The organism is Pseudomonas sp. URMO17WK12:I11 (assembly GCF_007677725.1).
Classification (GTDB): domain Bacteria; phylum Pseudomonadota; class Gammaproteobacteria; order Pseudomonadales; family Pseudomonadaceae; genus Aquipseudomonas.
Genome location: NZ_VEDF01000007.1, coordinates 121,604 through 139,974, shown reverse-complemented (window position 1 = coordinate 139,974; position 18,371 = coordinate 121,604). Strand labels below are relative to the sequence as shown.

At 62.7% G+C, this 18,371-nt stretch carries 11 protein-coding genes and 2 pseudogenes; 3 read left to right on the top strand and 10 right to left on the bottom strand.

Features of this window, described 5'->3' with window-relative positions; translation table 11 throughout:
- Positions 1 to 59 precede the first annotated feature (59 nt).
- Together msbA and FS665_RS23720 are read right to left on the bottom strand one after the other, a co-directional pair.
- Positions 60 to 1,868: a lipid A export permease/ATP-binding protein MsbA gene (gene msbA / locus FS665_RS23725; RefSeq protein WP_256675104.1), complete on the bottom strand. Its 1,809-nt coding sequence runs from the start codon at positions 1,866 to 1,868 to the stop codon at positions 60 to 62.
- A gap of 312 nt (positions 1,869 to 2,180) precedes the next feature.
- Positions 2,181 to 2,537: pseudogene (locus FS665_RS23720) on the bottom strand (O-antigen ligase family protein); the annotation flags it as partial.
- Positions 2,538 to 3,165: 628 nt separating this feature from the next.
- Between FS665_RS23720 and FS665_RS15025 the strand changes: the two are divergent.
- The gene (locus FS665_RS15025; protein WP_145189863.1) at positions 3,166 to 3,771 is read left to right on the top strand and encodes a serine/threonine protein kinase; all 606 of its coding nucleotides are present in this window, start codon (positions 3,166 to 3,168) and stop codon (positions 3,769 to 3,771) included.
- A 2-nt stretch (positions 3,772 to 3,773) separates the two neighbouring features.
- Here FS665_RS15025 and FS665_RS15020 read toward each other — a convergent pair whose 3' ends face one another.
- The 8 genes from FS665_RS15020 to putP all read right to left on the bottom strand — a co-directional run bounded on the left by FS665_RS15020 (position 3,774) and on the right by putP (position 13,614).
- Positions 3,774 to 4,865 carry a glycosyltransferase gene (locus FS665_RS15020; RefSeq protein WP_145189860.1) on the bottom strand — a complete coding sequence of 364 codons (1,092 nt, stop codon included), beginning with the start codon at positions 4,863 to 4,865 and terminating at the stop codon, positions 3,774 to 3,776.
- A gap of 4 nt (positions 4,866 to 4,869) precedes the next feature.
- Entirely contained in the window at positions 4,870 to 5,826 is a 957-nt protein-coding gene (locus FS665_RS15015; protein WP_145189857.1) for a glycosyltransferase, read from the bottom strand.
- Between the two features lie 37 nt (positions 5,827 to 5,863).
- A complete protein-coding gene (locus tag FS665_RS15010) occupies positions 5,864 to 7,267 on the bottom strand; it encodes a PIG-L deacetylase family protein (protein WP_145190292.1) in 1,404 nt (467 codons plus the stop codon).
- The gene (locus FS665_RS15005) at positions 7,264 to 8,160 is read right to left on the bottom strand and encodes an antimicrobial resistance protein Mig-14 (RefSeq protein WP_145189854.1); all 897 of its coding nucleotides are present in this window, start codon (positions 8,158 to 8,160) and stop codon (positions 7,264 to 7,266) included. Before FS665_RS15005 ends, FS665_RS15010 begins: the two co-directional genes overlap by 4 nt.
- Positions 8,160 to 9,290, bottom strand: a complete 1,131-nt coding sequence (locus FS665_RS15000) for a glycosyltransferase (protein WP_145189851.1) — start codon at positions 9,288 to 9,290, stop codon at positions 8,160 to 8,162. Before FS665_RS15000 ends, FS665_RS15005 begins: the two co-directional genes overlap by 1 nt.
- Positions 9,274 to 11,031 (bottom strand): carbamoyltransferase, encoded by a 1,758-nt coding sequence (locus tag FS665_RS14995; RefSeq protein ID WP_145189848.1) that lies wholly within the window; start codon positions 11,029 to 11,031, stop codon positions 9,274 to 9,276. The genes FS665_RS15000 and FS665_RS14995 overlap by 17 nt, the downstream gene beginning before the upstream one ends.
- 117 nt (positions 11,032 to 11,148) lie before the next feature.
- The gene (locus tag FS665_RS14990) at positions 11,149 to 11,985 is read right to left on the bottom strand and encodes a 23S rRNA (adenine(2030)-N(6))-methyltransferase RlmJ (RefSeq protein ID WP_145189845.1); all 837 of its coding nucleotides are present in this window, start codon (positions 11,983 to 11,985) and stop codon (positions 11,149 to 11,151) included.
- A gap of 150 nt (positions 11,986 to 12,135) precedes the next feature.
- Positions 12,136 to 13,614 (bottom strand): sodium/proline symporter PutP, encoded by a 1,479-nt coding sequence (gene putP, locus FS665_RS14985; RefSeq protein WP_145189842.1) that lies wholly within the window; start codon positions 13,612 to 13,614, stop codon positions 12,136 to 12,138.
- Between the two features lie 357 nt (positions 13,615 to 13,971).
- On the opposite strand from putP, the gene putA reads away from it, so the two are divergent.
- Together putA and FS665_RS23540 are read left to right on the top strand one after the other, a co-directional pair.
- On the top strand, positions 13,972 to 17,925 hold the full coding sequence (gene putA / locus FS665_RS14980) for a trifunctional transcriptional regulator/proline dehydrogenase/L-glutamate gamma-semialdehyde dehydrogenase (RefSeq protein WP_145189839.1): 3,954 nt from the start codon (positions 13,972 to 13,974) through the stop codon (positions 17,923 to 17,925).
- Between the two features lie 205 nt (positions 17,926 to 18,130).
- Positions 18,131 to 18,232 (top strand): annotated as a pseudogene (locus tag FS665_RS23540) (hypothetical protein); the annotation flags it as partial.
- Between the last annotated feature and the right edge of the window lie 139 nt (positions 18,233 to 18,371).

The window sequence follows — 18,371 nt, the reverse complement described above, 5'->3', positions numbered from 1 at the left end:
GATACACCTTGAAAAAACCCGCTGACAATCGGGGCCTGCGCGGCCCCGAGCGAAGTCAGTCAGGTGATGTCGGCGTTGGCCGGCTCATCCAGGCCCATTGCGTGCAGGCGCGCATAATGGCCATTAGCCGCAAGCAACTCGCTGTGCGTGCCGCGCTCGACAAGACGCCCCTGGTCCATGACCAGGATCTGATCGGCCTTCTCGATGGTTGACAGCCGATGAGCGATCACCAACGTGGTGCGCCCCTGCATGACGTGGTCGAGGGCAGCCTGGATGTGCCGTTCGGACTCGGTATCCAAGGCCGAGGTGGCCTCGTCGAGAATCAGCAGCGGCGCGTTCTTCAACAGCGCCCGGGCAATCGCAAGACGCTGGCGCTGGCCGCCGGACAGCAGCACGCCATTCTCGCCGACCTCGGTGTCGAAGCCGTTGGGCAGACGGTCGACGAATTCCTTGGCGTAGGCATCGGCCGCTGCCGCCTCGATATCAGCCCGTGGCGCCCCGGCCAGGTCGCCGTAGGCGATGTTATTGGCAACGGTGTCGTTGAACAGGGTGACATGCTGGGTCACCTGGGACACGTGGCGACGCAGGTTGCGCAGGCGGTAATCCTCGATCTCCACGCCGTCGAGCAGGATCTGCCCCTGGTCGTGGTGGTAGAAGCGCGGGATCAACGCCGCCAATGTCGATTTGCCGCTGCCCGAGCGGCCGACCAGGGCGATCATCTGTCCGGGCTCGGCAACGAAGCTGATGTCGCTCAGCACCTGGCGATCAGTGCCCGGGTAGGTGAAGCTCAGGTTGCGTACCTCGAGGCGGCCCTCGACGCGTGCTTTCTCGACCGTGCCGGAATCGACCTCGGGCGTTTCGTCGAGCTGCTCGAAGATGCTCTCGGCACCTGCGAGGCCTTTCTGAATGGTCGAGCTGACTTCCGAGAGTTGCCGAATGGGCTTGGGCAACAGGCCCGCTGCGGTGATGTAAGCCACCAGGTCACCGGCGGTGGAGTCGCCGCGAAGATAGAGCACCAGGAACATCAACGCGGCCATGGCGCTGTAGATCACCAGCTGCAGCAGCGGGGTATACAGCGCACCCGTCTTGGTCATGTTGAGCTGTTTGTTGGTGTTGCTCTGGCTGGCCTTGTCGAAGCGCTGCTGCTCGTAGGCTTCGCCGCCGAAGCTGCGCACCACCCGGTAACCTTGGATAGTCTCGGATGCGACGTGCGTGACATCCCCCATCGCCGTCTGAATCTTCTTGCTCTGCTTGCGGAATTTCTTGCTCGCGACGCTGACCATCACCGCGATCACCGGCAGGATGGCGACCATCACCAACGTCAGGTGCCAGTTCATCCACAGCAGGTAACCGAACAGGAAAACCACGGTCAAGCCTTCGCGGATCACCACCTTGATCGCATCGGTGGCAGCGCCGGTGACCATGGTCACGTTGAAGGTGATGCGTGAAATCAAGTGGCCGGAGTTGTGGTTGTCGAAGTAGCGGTTGGGCAGCACCAGCAGCTTGTTGAACAACTGCACGCGCAGATCATGCACCAGCGACAGCGACACCTTGGCCAGGAAGTAGTTACCGAGGAACGAGCCCAGCCCCTGCCAGGCCGCGATCAGGATGATCAACAGCGGCACGGCCTGCAGCAGCTGCAGGTCGCGCAGATAGGGGATGTTGGGGAACAGCACCGCCTGCGGATTGCTCAGCCCGTCGACGAAGTACTTGAGAATGCCGGCCAGCATCGGCTGAGTCGAGGCGAAGATCACGAAACCGACAATGCTCAGCAGGAAAATGCCGACATAGGGTTTCACATAGCTCAACAGCCGGAAGTAGATCTTCAGGCTGGAGTTGCGCTCCGCCGGTCGGGGTGTTTCGGACATCATCGGTCTCACTGTTCGGGATGAACAGCGAATTTTATCACAGGCGTCATTTTCGGCACGTACCCAGGGCAGCAACATGGCCAGGCCCACGGGCAACCAGCTGATGAACCACTCTGCACGCGGTGTCGCCGTAAGGCTGGCTGCGTCGAATTGCATCGCCAAGCTCGAGTACACCCACAGACCCAGCAGGATCTTGCCGAGCGGCAAATGCCTTGAACGAAGGATTTCGAGCAGCGCGAACAGCCACACGCAAACCCACAGCAGCATGCCGGGCAGCCCCAGCTCCACCGCGACGTGGGTGAACATGTTGTGGGTATGGTCGAACGTCAAACCCAACGCTGGAACGGTGACGTCGTAGTCCGCGCCCATGCCGAGGCCGGTCAGCGGGTGGGCAGCGACCATTCTCAAGGATTGCCCGAAGATCTCCGGACGAAATGACGAGCCTCGCACCGTCAGCAGGTCGTACATGCCATAGAACGCCAAGGCGGTAACCACCAGCACACCTGCGGCCAGCGCCAGGCTGTGCTTGTCCCGCAGCCACAAGGGCGCGAGCACGACGGTCACCACCAGTGCCAGGCCGGCACCGCGGCTCTGGCTAAGAATGACGAAAGCGCCGAGGCAGGCTACCGCCAATACCCAGCCCAGCTGCAGGAGCCGGCGGCCTGGCATCTGATAAAGCATCAGTAATGCGGCCGCCCCAATGACATAGGCGCCCAGAATGGGATGCGAAATTTCTCCGATGCCTGAAAGTCGTGAAAGCAGCGGATTGGCGTCAGTGCGATAGAAGTGGTAGATCGAGATGAATGCCGCGACCGCCAGCAAGCCACTGCCGATCTGCAAAAGGTACCTTGTTCGTGCCTCACCGCCCTGAGCAAGCATGGGAAAGGCCGTCAGGAAGACGAGGATGTACAGCAGCCGCTTGGCTTCACGCCCGATATCTTCAGCGGGCGACCAGGTCAGGCTGAGCCAGCCCCATGCCATCAACAACAATACGCTGGTCCACAGGCCTGGCTGTCGCCGCCAGGCCTCGAGCAGCACATTTCGCGCCGACCACGCCAGCAGCAGGGTAGGCAACCACAGGAACGCGACCAGTCCTTGCTGATAGACCTTGTTGCTCGGGGCCAGGGCGATCGCCCCGAGGAACCAGATCAACCCAAGGCCTAACCAGGCTCGCGCCCAGTTTTGTTGATACGACATCCTTACTCCTGCTTAGTCTCAGACACCATAGATGGTGCTCAAGCGTTATTTTCGGCATTATTGCCGGTCATTTTTGTTCGCCAGACGAGAAGGCTCAACCATGCAATGCTCTCGGCTCAATCAGGTCGACTTCGATCAGCTGATACTCGGCGCCCAGATAGTGGAGGCCGACAGCCATGGCGCCAAAGTCTACCTGCTTGGCGATGGTAATTTCCTTAAGGTATTTCGTAGGAAGCGTCTGATTTCATCTGCGTTGTTGCGCCCATACTCGCAACGATTTGTCGACAACGCCGCGCGGTTGGCTCAACTGGGCATACCGACCCTGCGCGTGGTCAGCCAGTATAAGCTGGATCAACCAGGTCGCACTGCGGTGTTGTACCGACCGCTCCCCGGCCGCACCTTGTTGCAGATGTCTCGAGAAGAAGGTTTCAGCTGGGACATTTATCTACCGCGCTTGATCACACTGATCAGCCAGTTGCATCGCAACGGCGTGTATTTCCGATCCCTGCACCTGGGGAACGTGGTGGTCACCCCTGATCAGCAGCTGGGCCTGATCGATGTAGCGGACATGCGTTTTTTGCGCCCACCCCTGTCTGCGCGCATGATCCGCCGTAATGTTCAGCACATGGTGCGCTACATCGAGCGGGAAAACCTGGGCGAGCAGTTCCCTCTGGGCAAGTTCGAAGCCGCCTTGCTGACCCGCTGAATTCAACCGCGCAGCAGGCGCTGCGAGCCATCGCAGAATGCCTGCCATGCCGCATCAGGGGCCAGCGCCTGACGTTGCATGGCGGCCATTGCCTGGGCATTGGCGGAATCGCAACGACCGATAGCCTGTGCCCACCGCTCCACACTGCCTACCGGCAAATAGTAACCGCCAGCCTGCAGTTGCTCGCGAAACACCGGCAGGTCGCTACACACCACGGCGACGTCGGCGATGACGGCTTCCTGCACCACCAGCCCCAGGCCTTCAGCCCGCGACGGCACCATGAGCCAATCGAACGCCCGGTACAGCTGCTGCAATTGGTCGTGATAGCCACACAGGTGCACCCGGCCGACCAGCCCCAATGCCTCAATGCGGGCTTGCAACCTGGCATAGAGCGGCCCCTCACCGACGATTGCCAGCTGAACCTCAGGTCGCGTCGAAGCACCTGCTGCAAATGCTTCGATCAACAGTTCGAAGCCCTTGCTTTCCACCAGCCGCCCTACCGCACCGAGCAGTAGCCTGCCGTCCTGCGGTAATTCGAGGACGGCGCGTGCCTGTTCGCGGCTGAGCAGCTCGCGGCGGAACACCTGTGGGTCGAACGCCACGCGCAAGGCTTGAACCGGGCGGCCAAGGTCGCTTTGCAGCGTGCAGGCCAAGGTCTGCGAGACCGCGGCAAGGCGCAGACGCTGCGCGGGCAAGCCCCTGAGCAGCAATTTGTCGGCACTGTTCAATTCGGTGCAGGCATGGAACAGCACGCTTGCCCGCAGCGTGGGCATCCGATGCAGCAGCGGTATCACCAGGCGGGCTACGCCGATACCGTCGAGCAGCACGACATCGGCGTCGACGTCCTGCAATGCGCGCTGCATGCGCAGGCGCAGCCAGGGCCGCAACAGTCGCCACACAGGTTTGCTTTTGAGTGCACGTTGAGGCATGCGCCATTCACGCGTTGCACACTGTCCATGGCGTAGCTCGCCTTCACGCAAGAGCCAGTTGCTGATGGACGCGTCTGGCCCTGCATGGGTCAGCACCTGATGATGCACGTTGTGGATGGAAATGTATGGCGAACCGCCGGCCCACATGATGTTGACGATATTCATGAATTCACACGCCTAGCTTCAACCGCAGGCGCTGCCAGGCAGACAAAGGCGGGTGAGGCCTGAGCGCCGGGCGCATGTGTTCGACGATGTTCTGCCCCACTGCGGCGAAACTGAATCGCGTGACCGCCAGTTCGCGGCCGTTGGCGGCGATCCGGGCGGCCAAGGCTGGATCTTCGCGCAGGACGCGCAGTTTGCCGCGCAGTGTCGGGATGTCCCGGTAAAACACGACGTTGTGCATGTCTTCAAGCCCCAAGGCACGGTTTTCCTGCTCGCCTTGATCATACGCCAACAACACGCAGCCGCAGGCCATGGCTTCGAAGTTCTTGATCATGTACTCGCCCATGCCCACGTCGGCGCTGACGAAGAAGCGGATGCGGTTGAGCGTGTTGCAATAGTCTTCGCCTGACTTGGTTCGTGTCACCACCAGGTTCTCGAGCTGGCCTAGCTCGTCCAGCAAGGCCTTGCGCCCGCTGTAGGCCACGCTGTTGGTGCTGCCGACGAAGGCCAGCTCGATGTCCCGCTCGCGGCCCTGGTCAGTGAGCAGCTGCTCGTCATAGCCCTTGGGCACGAATACCGCATCGAAGCCTTCCTCGCGCAAGCGCTGGCTGACCGTGTAGCCAGAGCTGATCACCCGCGCCCAAGGCAGCTTGCGATAATGCGCGCTGAACTTGCCCGTGTACTTGCATGGGATGTAATTTTGGTAGGCGTCATGCTCGAGAATGACCAGGTTGGGCACCGTGCGAATGAATGCTGCCTGGCGAATCTCCTGCTTGAAGCGCAGGAAGAAGATGATCCGGTCGTAGCGCTCGGCCTGAACTTCGTGTTTGAAATAGCGGCGCAGGTTGCGCTGCTCGTCACTGCTCAACCAGCGCAGGTCGCATTCACAATTGGCCGCGACGCCGTCATACAGGCGATCGAGGATCGCGCGTTGTTCCTTCTGTACCAGGAATAGAACCTTCATTGCTTTCCTTGGGCGCTCGGCGCCATCGCGGTCCGGGTCACAGCTCACGGCGCCAGAACAGTTCATGACGACGTACCGCCTTGCGGAAGAATTCGTTTTCGCCATACGGCGATGCTCGGCGCCCAGCCAGCCAGCGCTGCAACAGACGACGCAGGCGACGCTTGAACGGCATACGGGGCTGCAGGTCGTGCATCATGCCCAACGCCATCGCCTTGTCGCGCTGGGTTGCCAGGTCCAGCGGCAAGACACAGGGCGCCCAGGCCTGCTCTGCGCTCAATTGCGGCGGCAGGGCAACGCCATCGCCGCTGTCGCCCATGGGCCAGCGGTCGTTGTCATGCAGGTGATTGGCGTAGCACAGCAGGGTCTGCGGCTGCCAGGCTAAACCCTGCAAAGCCTGCATGACCGCCGCTTGGGCACTCAGATGATCGGGATGTGGATCGAGTTGCGGGTGCGGCATGACCAGCACGTCGGGCTTGGCCATTTCCAGCAACGCGGCCAGATCGGCAAGCAGATTGCGCCAGGTCGGCGCGCCGTTGCTGTCGCCGGGCAGTGAGAAGGTATTGAACTGCCTGAACGGACGAATATCCTGCATGTCTGCCTCGCGCGAGGCGAACGGCTGATCAGGCGCAGCCTGCATGGCGGGCAATTGCAGGCAGAAGTAGCCCAGCTGTACGCAGCGTGACTCCGGTACGCCGGCCCAGCGCGGCACGGCAACGCTGTCCCAGGCCCGCAGGCGACCTTTGAGGCGTGCCGCCTCGGCCTTGCCCAAGCCCATCTGCTGGTAATGCTCAGCCTCGATTTCGCCCGCGGTGAGCGTCACGATCCAGGCCACGTCCGCCTGGCTGTACAAACCGTAGGCAGCAAGCTCGGCATCGTCGGCATGGGGCGCGATCACCATGATTCGGCGGCGCTGCAACTCGACCCCAGGCGTTATCCACAACCGCGGCTTTCCCAGCAGGCGGCAATGACGCCCGCGCAGGCGCAAGGTGCCCGCCTGCAAAGCCGCTGCGAAACCCGTGAGGTTGAGAAAACGCAGCCCGTCCACGCCGCGCTCGAAGGTTTGCCGGTCGTTGTCGTCTGTGCATGTCAACTCGACACGAGGGTCGAGAAACCGGCCAAGCCAGCCACTTTCCACTCGCACTTCAAGCACAAGGGTTTCATCACCCTGGAGCGGCGAGTCGACAGTGAGCAGGCCATCGCGCAGTTCGACATCGGCCTCGCGGGTCAGCTCGCCAAAACGGTAGCGATAGTCCTCGCCCGGGGTATAGAACAGATGATCGGCGAACCAGGCCTCATGCGCGATCCACAGCAGCGGCAGCAACAGCAGCGCCAGCCACCACCAGGTGAAGAGCGCCAGCACCAGTGATGCCAGGGCGCAGACGATCACGCCCAGGCGTTTGTTTCGCCGGTAGCGCTTGAGCAACTGCTGCTTGCGGCTCACGCCTGAAATACCGGTACGGGGTTGCACCAACGGTCCTTGTATTCACGATCGGCACGGCCGAATGAAAAGCGCAGCGGCTTGTTGCGCGCGCGCGCGTCTTCCCAGGCGGCCTGGGTATTGAGGAAACTCAACACGCTGCCGGGGCTGAACGCCTTGGTCTCCGGATCGACGCCGCCATTGATGTACTCGACGCTGACCCATTCCGGCGCTTCTACCCGGTACACCAATTGGATGGCAATGGCTTTGTCGTCGAGCAGCAGCACCGAGCCGATCAGCAATGACTGCAGGCGCGCCAACACATCGGCCATGCGCTCGGCGCCCGTGGCCGGGAAACCCCAGCGGCGGGCGAACAGATCGCAGTACATGGCGGCGATCTGCGGCGCGGTGAAATCACTGATCGGCCGTACCACGCCGCCGGCTTCTTCGAGCAAGCGTAACTCGCGGCGCTGGTTGTAGCGGAACTTCTTCGACAGCTCTTCAGGCGCACGGGCCATGGCCAGTTGCTCTTGCTGCGCCTTGAGGCCGTCGAAGCGTCCCTGGTTCAGCTGCGACAGGTAGCGCGCAGCATGGCGCAGTGGCGCCCCAGCGTCGGCTGCAGCTGGCAGGATGATCTCCGCGTTGCCGAGGTCGAACAGGGCCTTCTTGCCGGCTCGCTTGAGCACCTCCTTGGACAGCGCCAGGTGCCGCCCCCAGGTGGGAATGGCCGCTTGCAGTTCACCGGCGCGATACCAGCCCAGGTAGCGCACGGGAATCTGCGCAAGCTCGGCCAGCTGCTCGACCACCAGAGGGTGAGTGGCGACGCTGCCGCCAAAGCGTGCCCACGCCGCCGCATAGGTCGGCGCATCGATGGCCTGCCAACCGCGTTCGCGAAAGGCCTGGAAATGATTGAGCATCAGCCTTTCTCCGTCAGCCCGCGCACCTGCGGCAGGCGCCAGAACATCTCGCGCACTGCCTGGTCGGAAAACCGCTCGCGCAGGCGCTGCAGCATCAACGCAGCGCACGTCGCGCGCTGTTGCTCATCAAGCTCGGCCATATGTGCAAGGGCCGCAGCCAACTGCCCGGCATCACCAAGCGCAAACAGCACACCGACCCCTTCGACCACCTCGCGCGCGCCGCCACAGGCGGTGGCCAGGACCGGCACCCCCGCGACCATGGCTTCGAGCAGGACCATGCCGAATGGCTCATGGTCCGAACTCAGGGCGAACACGTCGAACGCCTGGAAATAACGCCGGGCATCCGGCACCTGGCCAAGGAACAGCACGTGATCGGCGATGCCCAGCTGCGTCGCCAAGGCCTTGAGGCTGTCCTCCAACCGGCCCTTGCCGAGGATCGCCAGGCGGGCGCCGGCAGGCAGGTCTGGCAATGCCTGGGCGAAGCCGCGCAGCAAGGTGGCCTGGTCCTTGTCTGGGTGCAGGCGCCCGACATTGCCCACCACCCAGGCCTGGGCGTCCAGGCCCAAGGCCTGGCGCGCCTCTGCACGCGGCACCAGCGCCGCTTGCAGGGCGTCGATATCGATACGGTTGTAAAGCGTCTGGATGCGCTCGGCCGGCCACTGCGCAAGGCAGCGGCGCATGTCGTCGCGCACCGCGTCAGACACCCCGAGCAGGCTCAGGCGCTTGCGAAACAGGTTGGCGAACAGTCGCCGCCCCTTGCGCTGGTAATCACCGAAGGCGTGGTGCACACCAATAACCGGCAAGCGCGTGGCGAGCAGGGCCACGTAGATCGGCTTGAAACGGTGGGCGATGCAGAAGCTGAAACGGCGTTCAGCGGCAATCCGGCGCAGGGCACGGATGGCACCGAGCTTGAGGCCGCGCACGGCCTTGGAGCTGAATTCGAGAAACAACACCTCGTCCGAAGCGCAGCCCGCCGCGACCTGCGGGTCGGCGGCGCCGGTGAGGAACACGGTAGTGACCTTGTAGCCGCTGCCCTGGAACAGACTGGCATATTGACGGGCGCAATCGAGGAATGGCCCGTCGTAACCATGGCAGAACTGCAGGACGCGCGCTTCAGAGCGGCTGGTCATAGGCGCTGGCGCCGTCCTTCACGACCAGGATGTCTTCCATGATCAGGTACTGCAGGTCGGAGCCGAAGAACATGTTCAGTGCGTCGGTCGGCGAACAGATCATCGGCTCGCCACGGCGGTTGAGCGACGTGTTCAGCGACACGCCATTGCCGGTCAGGTCTTCCAGCGCCTTCATCATGTCGTAGTAGCGTGGGTTGTACTCGCGCTTGAGCACCTGAGCGCGGGAGGTGCCGTCCTCATGGACGACTTCCGGCACGCGGGTTTTCCACTCTTCTGCCACTTCGAACGTGAAGGTCATGAAGGGTGCGGGGTGATCGACCTTGATCATCTGTGGTGCGACAGTGTCCAGCATGGACGGGCAGAAGGGTCTCCAGCGCTCGCGGAACTTGATCTGCTCGTTGATGCGATTGGCCACGCCCGGCACGCTTGGGCAACCGATGATCGAACGACCGCCGAGGGCACGCGGGCCGAACTCCATACGCCCTTGGAACCAGGCCACCGGATTGCCGTCGACCATGATCTTGGCGATGCGCTGGGGCATGTCGTCGAGCTTGCGCCACTTCGGCGCGTGCGGGTGACGGGCGCAGGCGGCGATCACGTCTTCGTTGGAATAGGCAGGGCCAAGGTAGACGTGCTCCATCTTCTCCACCGGCACGCCACGGGCATGCGACACATAGGCAGCGGCGCCTACAGCGGTGCCGGCATCGCCGGAGGCCGGCTGCACGAACAGCTCCTTGACGTCAGGCCGGGCGATGATCTTCTGGTTGAGCTTGACGTTCAGCGCGCAGCCGCCAGCGAATGCCAGCTTGCCGGTTTCGCGCAGGGTGTCGCCCAGGTAGTGATCGATCATCTGCAGGGCGATCTTTTCGAACAACGCCTGCATGCTGGCTGCGTAATGAATGTACGGCTCGTCGGCGATGTCGCCTTCGCGCTTGGGCCCCAGCCACTCGATCAGCTTGGGCGAGAAGTAGAAGCCCTTGCCCTTCTCTTTATGACGGCGCAGGCCGATCACGTTGGCGTAGTCGGTGTTGATCACCAGCTCGCCGTTTTCGAAGCTGGCCAGGCGCGAGAAGTCATACTTGCTGGCGTCGCCGTACGGCGCCATACCCATGACCTTGAACTCGCCGTCGAGCATCTCGAAGCCGAGGAATTCGGTGATCGCGCCGTATAGACCGCCCAGCGAATCCGGGTCGAAGAACTCCTTGATCTTGTGGATCTTGCCGTTTTCGCCGTAGCCAAAGAAGGTGGTGGCGTACTCGCCCTTGCCGTCGATGCCAAGGATCGCGGTCTTTTCCTTGAAACCGGAGCAGTGGTACGCGCTCGAAGCGTGGGCCAGGTGGTGCTCGACCGGTTCGATCTTGATCTTCTTCGGGTCGAAGCCCAGTTGCTCCAGGCACCAGACGATCTTCTTGCGGTAGCGCTTGTAGCGGCGGTTGCCCATCAGGATGGCGTCGAGCGCACGGTCCGGGGCGTACCAGTAGCGCTTGGCGTAATGCCAGCGGGCCTTGCCGAACAGACTGATCGGGGCAAACGGAATGGCCACCACATCGACGTCGGAAGGCTTGATGCCGGCCTGCTCCAGACAGAACTTCGCCGACTCGTAGGGCATGCGGTTCTTTGCATGCTTGTCACGCACGAAGCGCTCTTCTTCGGCGGCGGCAATCAGCTTGCCGTCAATGTACAAGGCCGCGGAAGGGTCATGGCTAAGGGCGCCGGACAGGCCAAGGATCGTCAATGCCAAGGGATTAGCCTCTTCATTCGGTAGAGATGCGCCAGCGGCCTCATGGGCGGCTGGCGGCTAAAGGGCGGGATTATAACGCAAAGCGCAGTGTGCGCATGCCTCTGCGAGGGCTGCGGCCTACTCGGCGATCAGCCAGTCCATCCGGAAGCTACCGGCCGTCTGCGCCAGCTCCCTGGCCAGCCATGGCAGCAGCTCGCGCAACTCTTCTTCCAGCCCCCATGGCGGGTTGGCAATGGCCAGGCCGGAGCCGTTCAGGCCCTGCGGGCTGTCCTGATGATGCACATACAATTCGACCCGCAGCAGCTTCGGCGCGCCGGTGCTGGTGAGGTCCTGGTAGAAACGCGTGAGGGTGCGCTGATCCTTGATCGGGTACCAGATCGCCGCGACCGTCTGCCGCATGCGGCCGATCGCCTCTTTCATGGAGGTGGTGCAGCGCTTGAGTTCATCGGCCTGCTCGAACGGCGGGTCGATGAGCATGATCGCGCGCTTTTCCTGAACCGGCAGCAAGGCCCTGGGCACATGCCAGCCTTCGCCCAGGTGGACGATCACCCGTGGGTCTTTTTTCATGTTTTCCTTGAGCAGCGGCCCGTCTTCGGGGTGCTTCTCATTGAGCAGGGCGCGGTCCTGCTGACGCATCAGACGGCGGGCCAGCTCAGGCGAGCCTGGGTAGTAACGCAACTCGCCGTCGGCGTTCAGGCGCTTGATGATGCGCAGGTAGTCATCGGCCATGGACGGCAGGTCATCGCGATTCCAAAGACGTGCAACGCCTTCCAGGTATTCGCCGGTGCGGCTGGCCTGGTCGCCTTGCAGGTCATACAGACCCAGGCCTGCGTGTGTGTCGATATAGGCGAAAGGCTGTTCCTTGCGCGACATCAGGGCGATGAGGCGGGTCAGCACGATATGTTTGAGCACGTCGGCGTGGTTGCCGGCGTGGAAGGCGTGACGATAGTTCATGGCAACTCCTGCGAAGACGGCAAGTTTACCTTGCCTTGCAGGCGGAGTCAGGCCTGCCTGTCGATCTGCGCACGCCGGCCCTGCAGGGTCTGCACTGCTTGAAGGTCAGTGCAGGCCCTGCGCCAGCCGGCCGGCGTGCTTCAGCGCGCGTTACTTCTCGGCGTGATACGCCGCATCGGCAGTTTCGAAGCGCTGCAACATGGCCTGCGATGGCTTGCCCAGCTTGCTTACCAGCACGATGGCGATGCTCGCCAGCAGGAAGCCAGGGATAATTTCGTACAGGCCCCAGACGTCGATCTGCTTCCACAGAATCACGGTCAGCGCACCGACCACGATGCCTGCCAGCGCGCCGTTGCGCGTCATGCCTTTCCACAGTACCGAAATCAGCACCACCGGGCCGAAGGCGGCGCCGAAGCCTGCCCACGCATAAGCCACCAGACCCAGCACGCGGTTTTCCGGATTGGCTGCCAGGGCGATGGCGATCAACGCCACGGCCAGCACCATCAAGCGACCGACCCAGACCAGCTCACGCTGCGAGGCACCCTTGCGCAGGAAGGCTTTGTAGAAGTCTTCGGTCAGTGCGCTGGAGCACACCAGCAGCTGGCAGCTCAGGGTACTCATGACCGCCGCCAGGATGGCCGACAGCAGCACACCGGCGATCCATGGGTTGAACAGGATCTTGGCCAGTTCGATGAATACCCGCTCATGGTTTTCGCTGACCGGGCCTGCCAGCTCAGGATGTGCCGAGAAGTAGGCGATGCCGAAGAAGCCCACGGCGCAGGTGCCGGCCAGGCACAGGATCATCCAGGTCATCGAGATGCGACGCGCCTTGGCGATCGATTTCACCGAATCGGCGGCCATGAAGCGCGCCAGGATGTGCGGCTGGCCGAAGTAGCCCAGGCCCCAACCCATCAACGAAATGATGCCGATGAAGGTTGCACCCTTGAGCATGTCGAAATTGGCCGGGTTCTGCGCTTCGATCGCCATGAAGGTGGTGTCGAAGCCGCCAGTGGAGATCAGCACGATGATCGGCGTGAGGATCAGCGCGAAGATCATCAGCGAGGCCTGCACGGTGTCGGTCCAGCTGACCGCCAGGAAGCCACCGATGAAGGTATAGGCGATCGTCGCCGCAGCACCGGCCCACAGCGCGGTTTCATAAGACATGCCGAACGTGCTTTCGAACAGGCGGGCGCCCGCGACGATGCCCGAGGCACAGTAAATGGTGAAGAACACCAGGATCACCACGGCCGAAATGATGCGCAGCAGGCCGCTTTTGTCTTCGAAGCGGCTGGCGAAGTAATCCGGCAGGGTCAGCGCGTCGCCGTTGTGTTCGGTCTGTACGCGCAAGCGTCCGGCGACGAACAGCCAGTTAAGGTAGGCGCCGACGGTCAGGCCGATGGCGATCCAGGCCTCGGACAAGCCGGCAAAGTAGATGGCGCCTGGCAGGCCCATGAGCAGCCAGCCGCTCATGTCGGAGGCACCGGCAGAAAGCGCGGTGACGACGCTGCCAAGGCTGCGACCACCGAGAATGTAATCGGAAAGGTTTTTGGTGGAGCGATAGGCGGCGAAGCCGATCAGCACCATTGCCGCGATGTAGATCACGAAGGTGATCGTAAGTGGATTGCCCATGCGTGTGTCCTGGCGTTTGTTTTTATCTCATGCACAACCGCCTCGATGACGGTTGCACCCAGGCGGCGAATGCTATTCAACAACGCAAAGCCGGTGCAACCATTTTTCGTCGGCAAGTTGCACCTGTTAGGTGCTTTCCTGGAAAAAGTGGTTTTATGCGCCTAATCGGAGCAAAACCTGACCTTTTAATAAGAAAACGCACCGTAAAGCGGCGTTTTTAGTCTGTAGGAAAATATGTCAGACGAGTTGCACCTTTTCTTCGAAAAAATACGGTTGCACCTGGTTGCACCCAAAATCCGCTCCCGCTAATCTTGGCGCCAGCTTAAGCCACCACCGTGGCAATAATGAGGATAAGAAATGGCGACGACCACCCTTGGGGTCAAACTCGACGACCCTACCCGTGAGCGACTCAAAGCAGCTGCGCAGTCCATCGACCGCACGCCGCATTGGTTGATCAAGCAAGCGATCTTCAATTACCTGGAGAAGCTCGAGGGTGGCGCTACCCTGACCGAACTCAATGGCCAGGCCGGAACCGGCAGCGACGATGCCGGCGAGGTCCAACCCGATCATGCGCACCAGTGCTTCCTCGAATTCGCTGAAAGCATTTTGCCACAGTCGGTGCTGCGCTCGGCGATCACTGCCGCTTATCGCCGCCCCGAGCAGGAGGTGGTGCCGATGCTGCTCGAGCAGGCGCGCCTGAGCACCGCTCAGGCTGAGGCGACCAACAAGATGGCCGCCGGCATTGCCGAGAAACTGCGCAACCAGAAGAGCACCGGCGGCCGCGCTGGCATCGTCCAGGGCCTGCTGCAGGAGTTCTCCCTGTCGTCCCAGGAAGGCGTGGCCCTGATGTGCCTGGCCGAAGCCCTGCTGCGCATCCCCGACAAAGGCACCCGCGATGCGCTGATCCGCGACAAGATCAGCAACGGCAACTGGCATCCGCACCTGGGTAACAGCCCGTCGTTGTTCGTCAATGCCGCAACCTGGGGCCTGCTGCTGACCGGCAAGCTGGTCTCGACCCATAACGAAGCTGGGCTGACCTCCTCGCTTACCCGCATCATCGGCAAAAGCGGCGAGCCGATGATCCGCAAGGGCGTGGACATGGCCATGCGCCTGATGGGCGAGCAGTTCGTCACCGGTGAAACCATCGCCGAAGCCCTGGCCAATGCCACTCGCTTCGAGTCCAAGGGCTTCCGCTACTCCTACGACATGCTCGGCGAAGCTGCGCTGACCGAACACGACGCGCAGAAATACCTGGCGTCCTACGAGCAGGCCATCCATTCGATCGGCAAGGCATCCCATGGCCGCGGCATCTACGAAGGCCCAGGGATTTCCATCAAGCTCTCGGCGCTGCACCCACGCTACAGCCGCGCCCAGTACGAGCGGGTGATGGAAGAGCTGTACCCGCGCCTGCTGTCGCTGACCCTGCTGGCCAAGCAGTACGACATCGGCTTGAACATCGATGCCGAAGAGGCAGACCGCCTGGAGCTGTCCCTCGACCTGCTCGAACGCCTGTGCTTCGAGCCGTCCCTGGCGGGCTGGAACGGTATCGGGTTCGTCATCCAGGCCTATCAGAAGCGCTGCCCGTATGTGATCGACTATGTGATCGACCTAGCCAAGCGCAGCCGTCATCGCCTGATGATTCGCCTGGTCAAGGGCGCTTACTGGGATAGCGAGATCAAGCGCGCCCAGGTCGAAGGCCTGGAAGGCTACCCGGTCTATACCCGCAAGGTGTATACCGACGTGTCCTATGTGGCGTGCGCCCGCAAGTTACTGGCGGTGCCGGAAGCCATCTACCCACAGTTCGCCACCCACAACGCCCATACGCTGTCGGCGATCTACCACATCGCCGGGCAGAACTACTATCCAGGTCAGTACGAGTTCCAGTGCCTGCACGGCATGGGCGAGCCGCTCTACGAGCAAGTGGTCGGCAAGGTCTCGGAAGGCAAGCTGAACCGTCCGTGCCGCGTGTATGCGCCGGTCGGCACCCACGAAACCCTGCTGGCCTACCTGGTGCGCCGCTTGCTGGAAAACGGCGCGAACACCTCGTTCGTCAACCGCATCGCCGACCACTCGATCTCGATCCAGGAACTGGTCGCCGATCCCGTCGCGAGCATCGAGCGCATGGGCACCCAGGAAGGCAGCATCGGCCTGCCACACCCGCGCATCCCGCTGCCGCGTGAACTGTATGGCAGCGAGCGGGCCAACTCGGCCGGTATCGACATGGCCAACGAACATCGCCTGGCGTCGCTGTCATGCGCCATGCTCGCCACCGCCCATAACGACTGGCGGGCCACCCCACTGCTGGCCTGCGCGGCCAGCGAGGGCGCCGCTGTAGCGGTACTGAACCCAGCCGATCACCGTGACGTGGTCGGTCATGTCCAGGAAGCGACGGTTGCCGACGTCGACAATGCCATCCAGTGCGCGCTGAACGCCGCGCCGATCTGGCAGGCCACGCCGCCTGCGGAACGCGCCGCCATCCTCGAGCGCACCGCCGACCTGATGGAGGCTGAGATCCAGCCGCTGATGGGCCTGCTGATCCGCGAAGCGGGCAAGACCTTCGCCAACGCCATCGCCGAAGTGCGTGAAGCGGTGGACTTCCTGCGCTACTACGCGGTGCAGGCGCGCAACGATTTCAGCAACGACGCCCACCGCCCGCTGGGCCCGGTGGTGTGCATCAGCCCGTGGAACTTCCCACTGGCGATCTTCACCGGCCAGGTGGCCGCTGCCCTGGCCGCCGGCAACCCGGTATTGGCCAAGCCGGCCGAACAGACCCCGCTGATCGCCGCGCAGGCCGTACGCCTGCTGCTGGAAGCCGGCATCCCTGAAGGCGTGCTGCAACTGCTGCCAGGTCGCGGCGAAACCGTCGGTGCCGGGCTGGTCGGTGACGAGCGCGTCAAAGGCGTGATGTTCACCGGCTCCACCGAAGTCGCTCGCCTGCTGCAGCGCAACGTCGCGGGTCGCCTGGACAACCAGGGCCGGCCGATTCCGCTGATTGCCGAAACTGGCGGGCAGAACGCGATGATCGTCGACTCCTCGGCGCTCACCGAGCAGGTGGTCATCGACGTCGTGTCCTCGGCGTTCGACAGCGCCGGCCAGCGCTGCTCGGCCCTGCGCGTGCTGTGCCTGCAGGAAGACTCCGCCGACCGCGTGATCGAAATGCTCAAGGGCGCCATGGCCGAGAGCCGGTTGGGTTGCCCGGATCGTCTGGCCGTGGACATTGGCCCGGTCATCGACGCAGAAGCCAAGGCTGGTATCGAAAAACACATCCAAGGCATGCGCGAAAAAGGTCGCCCGGTGTACCAGGTGGCCATCGCCGATAGCGCCGAGATCAAGCGTGGCACCTTCGTGATGCCGACCCTGATCGAGCTGGAGAGCTTCGAGGAGCTCAAACGCGAGATCTTCGGCCCGGTGCTGCACGTAGTGCGCTACAACCGCCGCAGCCTGGACCAGCTGATCGAGCAGATCAACGCCTCCGGCTACGGCCTGACCCTCGGCGTGCACACCCGCATCGACGAGACCATCGCCAAGGTGGTGGAGAACGCCAACGCCGGCAACCTGTACGTCAACCGCAACATCGTTGGCGCAGTGGTGGGCGTGCAGCCATTCGGTGGTGAAGGCCTCTCCGGCACTGGCCCGAAAGCAGGCGGCCCGCTGTACCTGTACCGCCTGCTGTCGACCCGTCCGGCCGACGCGATTGGCCGCCACTTCCAGCAGCAAGACGGCGAAGGCCAGCCTGACCGTGCCCTGCACGAGCAACTGGTCAAACCGCTGCACAGCCTCAAGGCATGGGCCGAGAGCAACCAGCAGGCAGACCTGGCCGCCCTGTGCAGCCAATTCGCCAGCCAGTCGCAGAGCGGTATCGCCCGCCTGCTGCCTGGCCCGACCGGCGAGCGCAACAGCTACACCATCTTGCCGCGCGAGCACGTGCTGTGCCTGGCCGACAACGAAGCCGACCTGCTGGCGCAGTTCGCGGCGGTGCTGGCGGTAGGCAGCTCGGCGCTGTGGGCCGATGCCGAACCTGGCAAGGCTCTGCGCGCCCGCTTGCCGAAGGAGTTGCAGGCCAAGGTCAAGCTGGTAGGCGATTGGACCAAGGATGAAGTGGCCTTCGACGCCGTCATCCACCATGGCGACTCCGACCAGCTGCGTGCGGTCTGTCATCAGGTATCCAAGCGTGCCGGCGCCATCGTCGGTGTGCACGGCCTGTCCAGCGGTGACCACCAGATTGCCCTGGAGCGCCTGGTGATCGAGCGCGCGGTCAGCGTCAACACCGCTGCTGCGGGCGGCAATGCCAGCTTGATGACCATTGGCTGAGGCCGAAGGTTGTGATGCGAAAGGAGAGCCTCGGCTCTCCTTTTTTATGGACGTATGATCGTACGACGCATCCACCATAGACTCCATCCCTTCATGACCTCCGAGGACACCAGCAATACTCCCCAGATCCAGTTATTGACCTGGTCAGTGATCATCGGCAGGACCAAGATCACTGGAATTGAGGGGACAATGAAGAAATACCTCAATGGCAATTGGATCATCGCCAAGTAAACAGCTCGACGCCGAAAGCCTCACCCAGCGCCCGCGTTTCGCCGAGCACAGCCGCGAGACCTTCGACGCTGCGTTATGGCATGCCTTGAGATATTTGGCGCCGGACAAATCCAGCGCCGCCCGCGCGGCGCATCGCGAGCTGCGCTCGCTCCTACGTTTATTTCGAGCCTGTTAATCCTGGGAGGTCTGCGCGCGAACGCTTTGGCGCATGGCGC